At 47.8% G+C, this 5,815-nt stretch carries 3 protein-coding genes; all 3 read right to left on the bottom strand.

Annotation, left to right across the window (positions count from 1 at the left end; genetic code table 11):
* On the bottom strand, nt 1-683 hold a 683-nt coding region (locus O9300_RS08050; protein WP_287971155.1), incomplete at its 3' end, for an Rpn family recombination-promoting nuclease/putative transposase.
* A 28-nt stretch (nt 684-711) separates the two neighbouring features.
* Nucleotides 712-4,158 carry a DEAD/DEAH box helicase family protein gene (locus O9300_RS08045; RefSeq protein ID WP_287971153.1) on the bottom strand — a complete coding sequence of 1,149 codons (3,447 nt, stop codon included), beginning with the start codon at nt 4,156-4,158 and terminating at the stop codon, nt 712-714.
* Between the two features lie 220 nt (nt 4,159-4,378).
* A complete protein-coding gene (locus O9300_RS08040; protein WP_287971151.1) occupies nt 4,379-5,584 on the bottom strand; it encodes a restriction endonuclease subunit S in 1,206 nt (401 codons plus the stop codon).
* Between the last annotated feature and the right edge of the window lie 231 nt (nt 5,585-5,815).

Raw genomic sequence — 5,815 nt, 5'->3', positions numbered from 1 at the left:
CCTTCCTGACGACCTTCCTGACGCGCTTCCTCGCGCACATCTTGAAAATACTGAGTTTGTTTTAATTCATCTAAACTAAACATAGTTTCTATCTCCCGACGATTGAGAAGCGGTAACTTATAAACAAGAATCGTCTCTATTAATTGTAAGAGTTCTTGCGGTTTTTGGTCGGGGGTTAATTCTTGCCGCACTCTTTGGATTAATTTTCGGGTGCTATCAATCGCTTTTGCTTTAGATAGGGTGATTAATTGGACTGTAGCTAAACCAATCGAAGTTTGAGGAATGTTTTCTAATTCATTCAGATAAATCCGTCTCACTCGCTCGGAGTTGAGGAGTTCCCGATAGCGTTGAACTTTATCGGTTTCTACTTGAGGGTTAGGATAGACAATCACACCCCGCCAATCATTGGTTAAGTCAGTTTTACTGAGATATAAGAATATTTCAGTGAAAAAGCGCTGATAAAAAGCCTCATCTTCTTGAAATTGTACCTCACAGAAGTAGATAGGAGTCTGGGGGTGATTATTTTGAGGCAGAAAGACTCCATCAAGACGAAAAGAAAATTGTTTGACTTCCACTGAGTCAAAGCGGTAGTTATTGGCTTCGCTGATAGGGAGTTGAATTAATTCAAAGAAGATAGAGGGGAATGATTGAAAGAGTTGATAAAAAATCGTGTCAGTTTTCATGCTTTTATTTCTTCATCCGCGCTTACTCTTAGACCGCATCAACGGACTCATTAAACGATCGCAAAATCGAGACGATCCGATCAGCTTCCTGATCATTAAACATCCCATCTAGACCTTCGGGATGGTTATCAGTAAAGGGAGGCTCGTAGAGCGCCCCCGGATTGATAACTCCGTTTTTAGCGAGCATATCGATGATATTTTCGATAAAACGGATTTGATTGGCCGAGAAGTTTGTCCCCTGCAAATAACGGGCAAAAGCTTGTTTAGCCGCCTGGCGTGCCGCTACGCGGATCCCTGCGGGATCAAGTCCGACGATTTCCAGGATCAGAAGCTTGAGGCTTTTTGTCTGGCCAAAAACCTCCTCAAAACGCTGACGGCTCTCAATTTCTGCGGCCGAAAATAGCATCTCCTCTAGGGCAGATAAATCCGTCTCCGTTAGGGGGATATTGCGCCGCAACTTAGCGATCGCAAGTTGATCCTGATGCTGACGGATATAGGCCTCGACTTTCCGGCGATACTGTTCGCGACTAAAACCGGTCTGATGGGTGGGAATATCGACAATCTGCACCTCCCCCATCTCATCGACAAAATCGGTGATCACGATCTGCTGCTTTTGGCGATCGATAAACTTGACCAGATCCCGGACACGCACCCGAATCCTCTCCACTCCCGACGGCGTTGCGCCGGTCCACCAGCTTTCGTCCTGCACCTCGCGAATCAAGGCCAATTGCCCCTTAATCATCGGTATATCGGGCTTAGTCTCCAGTTGACCGAGAATATCCCGCACTTTGTCCCGCAATCGCTCATAACTACGGTCGGCCTTGAGAATGGCTAATTGCAGTTTCACACAGAGAAGGTCGAATTCCTTGGCCAGGGGATCCTCATTGGGCAGACTATTGGGTAAACCGGCCAAGGAGTCGGCAATGGTGGCCGCGTCCTCCTGACTGAGGTTGTTCCAACGCTGGCGCTGACTAAAGGTCTCCACCTGCGGCAAGCGACGACGCACGAGGAAATTATCCCGGGGCATGGTGGCGATATGTTGATGGAGTGCATCGAGCAAACTCGTGTATAGGTCGCCGGATCGATCGACTTTGTAAGTAGAGGACTGCTCTCTTGCCCTAGGTGTTGCGCTTGGCTTGGAGGGAGCGAGGCGGGTTGCCAACTCGAGGCGATGTTTAACTAGGCGACTGGTGAGGCTTTCGGGTATTTTCTGGCTTGTTTCATCGATATCCTGCTCGAAATACTCGAAATTCCCGCAGAGGTCGAAGACCAGAAACTCGGTTTTATGGTTGCCAGGCCCAAACAAATCCTGACAGAGACGGGTCCCGCGCCCGATCATCTGATTGAACTTCACCCGGGAGAATACGGGCTTAAAAAAGACCAAATTGACCACTTCCGGCACATCTACGCCGGTATCGAGCATATCCACCGAGACGGCCAAAATCGGTTCTTTGTTGGCTTCGCTGAAGTCATCGAGCAGACTCTGGGCGTAATTGTCGTGACTGTCAATAATTTTGGCGAAATGACCTTTGTAGTGAGGATAGTTACTGTTAAAGCGATCGCAGATACATTGGGCGTGTCGGTGATTACGGGCAAAAATAATCGTTTTACCCAATCGATCGCCACTGTTGACCTTTAGCCCCCGTTGCATCAATAATTCTAATGCTTGATCCACGGTGTCGATATTGAACAACCAGTCATTAAAGGCAGCTGCGTTAATTGCCTGCGGTAGTTCGCCGCTTTCCTCGTCCCGGAACTTCTCCTCGTAGTCTAGCCGCTCCTGTGGGGTTAGATCGCTGTATTTAACCCCAGTACGCAGAAACTTAAACGGCACAGTAACGCCCTTGGGGGGGACGAGGTGGCCATCCCTAACGGCATCATTTAACTCGTAGGCGAAGGTAGGCAAGCCCTGGGGTAGCTGGAAAATGCGGTAGGTGTCCCGGTCTATTTCCGAGCGCGGCGTGGCAGTTAGCCCCACCAGCAGGGCATCAAAATAATCGAATATTTCGCCGTATTTCTGATAAATGGAGCGATGGGCCTCATCGACGATCACTAGGTCAAAATAACCCACCCCAAAGATTCGCCCCTCTGCATCCATGCGATCGATGGCGTTGAGCATGGTTTGATAGGTGGAGAAGATAACGTTAGCCCCCGTCACGTCCTTGCTGCGGGTCAGATGCAGGACGGTAACGCTGGGTAGATGACGCTGAAAGGCTCGATAGGCTTGCTTTAATAGGGCATTGCGATCGGCCAGAAACAGGACTCGGTTTACCCAATTGGCGCTCTTGAGCAGTTCCACCAATGCGATCGCAGTTCGGGTTTTACCGCTTCCGGTGGCCATAACCAACAGGGACTTACGGGCGCACTTTTCTTCAAAAGTTTCGGTAATGCGGCGGATGGCCTCTTTCTGGTAGGGACGGCCGACAATATCCTCGTTAATGGCGGTGTTGCTGAGGCGTTTACGGTGGGAACGGCGGAAAATTAGCCGTTCTAGCTCGGTTTTTCGCAGGAAACCGAGGACGGGACGGGGGGGATAGGCGAGATCATCCCAGAGATAGGTTTCAAAGCCGTTGCTGTAGAAAATAACGGGGCGTTGGTTGTAGTCTTTTTCTAAGCAGTCGGCGTAGAGTTTGGCCTGCTGTTGGCCGCTGTCGGCGCTTTTGCTGGTGCGTTTTGCCTCCACGAGGGCGAGGGGTTTGCCGTCGTCGCCCCATAGTACATAATCGACGAAACCGCGCCCAGTATCCCCCGCTTCTTGGATGGGCATCCCCCACACCTCGAACTCTGTGGCGTTGGGGGCTTTGGTATCCCAGCCGACCTCTTGGAGTAGTACATCGATCAGGTAGCGGCGGGTGTCGGCTTCGTTGTAGTCGTGCTGGTCAGCGATCGCTCGGTTTTGGGCGAGGAGGGCATCCCGTTCGGCCCTAGCGGCTGCCAGTTCGGCCTCGGTTTGGCGCTGTTTTGCTTCGGCCAATTGGCGCAGGGCATCGCTTTGGGATAGGCGTTTTTCGAGGTCTTGCAGTTGTTTGGGAGCGGGGGGTGCGGCTGGGGGTATCTTCTGGCGATCGAAGCGAATATCGCCCAATTTTCGCCCATTCTGCCCATAGTAGCGCACGAGCCAGTAGGTGAGATGAAATAGTTCCTCGATCAGGTGCAGGGAGTCCCGTTCACTGATGGTGCTGGTATCGTGGGCGGCGTTGTTGCCGATTCTGTGGATGGTGCGAATTTTGCCGAAAAGTCCTGGTTTAAGGTTATCTTTAAAGGTTTGCTCGTGGATAAGAGCGCCTAGGCTATTGTCCCGGGGCGGTTGCAGGTAGGGGTCGTTTTCATAGAGCCAGCAGACCATTTGTTCTAGGACAAAACGGGTATAGAAGCAACTGGCCCGGGGGTTGCTGAAGACTAATCCCTCCGCTTGGCCGGCGTGTTCGTAGATTGTCGGGAATTGATCTCGCAGGAAGGAGAAGTTTGAGTCCATATTGCGCTCCCCAGTCTATTATCCCCAAAGTTTTGGCTATCTCTATATTTTACTTGGTTATTGTTTAACAGTTATATAAAAAAACAGCAAGTTCGGTTATTTTATCTAGGGTTTTCCCTCGTGACAGTGTGAGATGATAGGAATCTTGGTTAATTGTCTAACGGTCTTTTTTAATGGTATTTCCCACAAGATTATGGCAGTAATCCGCCGGATGCCATGGCTACAGTTCCCCCCTAAATGCCTTTTGTAAAAGGGAATTAAAGAGATTTTCGGATTCTTTGATACCCTCGTAGGCTTTTGATCGAAAGCCTTGAATCTGCTGAAGTCTAGCTGAGAACTTATTCTGTTCCTCAATTGGAGGAACAATAAATGGGAATGTCTTGAATTCACTAATCGGAGGGAAATTTGGTACTCCCGATCCTCTATTAGCGGCAAAGAACTTGGCACGGAAACTTTCGTGACTAAAATGGTATACAAAGAAATAGTTATTCATTTTTCTCTGATTCAGTGTGATCCTCAACAAAGCTTGATTGATAATACCTGGCTTTGCATTTTCAGGTACGATTGCCAACTTACCAAGATAAACACCTGAGCAACTAATAATAATATCCCCTGGTTTTACTTCAAATCCTTTCATCTCCTCAAATTTATCTTCGTCAATGTAGTATCTTTCAAACGAAAAATCATTATTTAGTGCGTGATATTGCTCGTAAACGAGGAACCCTACTTGAGTGAAAATATCTTTTTTCAATGCACCACCAAATGGTCCGCGCTTAATGGCACCTTTCTGATTTACAGTAATATCCTCAATCGTTTTTATCTCCCACCCTTTCGGATTAGTAACAGGATCACCGAACATCTCTAGGAAAGTCGATTTTAACAACTCCTCAGTCAACCGAATTGCCTCCTTGCGCTTGCGTCGCACCCCATCCGCTTTATCTAAAATTGCCGCAATTCTTCGCTGTTCTTCGAGGGGTGGGAGGGATACCTTAATCCCTTTAACTATCTCAATATTTAAGTTCTTTACAGTTGAACCAGAAGCAAGACGGGAAAACTCTGCATATATTAGATCAGAACCTAGTAGATGATAAAAATAATCTTGATCAATAACACCTTTTTTATTACTTAAAACAAGCCATCCATCATGAATACAACCAGATGTTTTCATGATATAAGGGTGGCCAAAGCTCATGGAATTCGTAAGTAAAAAATCACCCGGATAGACCATGCGTGAATTCTTAACACCAGTCTTCAAAATGCGCTTTTTAGTGTGTGTAATGTATTTTGAACTATCCGAAGCATCACCAATCATTACCCAGTTTACACCGTCAGGTTCTTCTGTCAGAAAATTCTGAATCGGTCTTGGCGAACCACCACGAGCAATTTCAAAAATATCGCCTAGTGCGACAGATGGCCAATCCTTCATCCCAACATCTCCTTTAACGCGCGTAAAACCTGATCAATCTTATTTTCAAACATAAATCAAACATCCTTTCGGTTGACTAAAGCGGTGGGTGCGGTGGGTTACGACGGATTGTTAGATTGACTTTAACGCCTAGATTGTTGCCGTCTAACCCACCCTACTATGAACTCTTCTCCCTTCAATGGGTAGGGTGGGTTAGCGATAGCGTAACCCACCACTCTCTTGGAATCTAAA

This window comes from Microcystis sp. LE19-195.1E (assembly GCF_027532095.1).
In the GTDB taxonomy this organism is placed as follows: domain Bacteria; phylum Cyanobacteriota; class Cyanobacteriia; order Cyanobacteriales; family Microcystaceae; genus Microcystis; species Microcystis aeruginosa.
The sequence above is the reverse complement of the archived record's forward strand: the minus strand, read 5'-3'. Positions and strand labels throughout refer to the sequence as shown.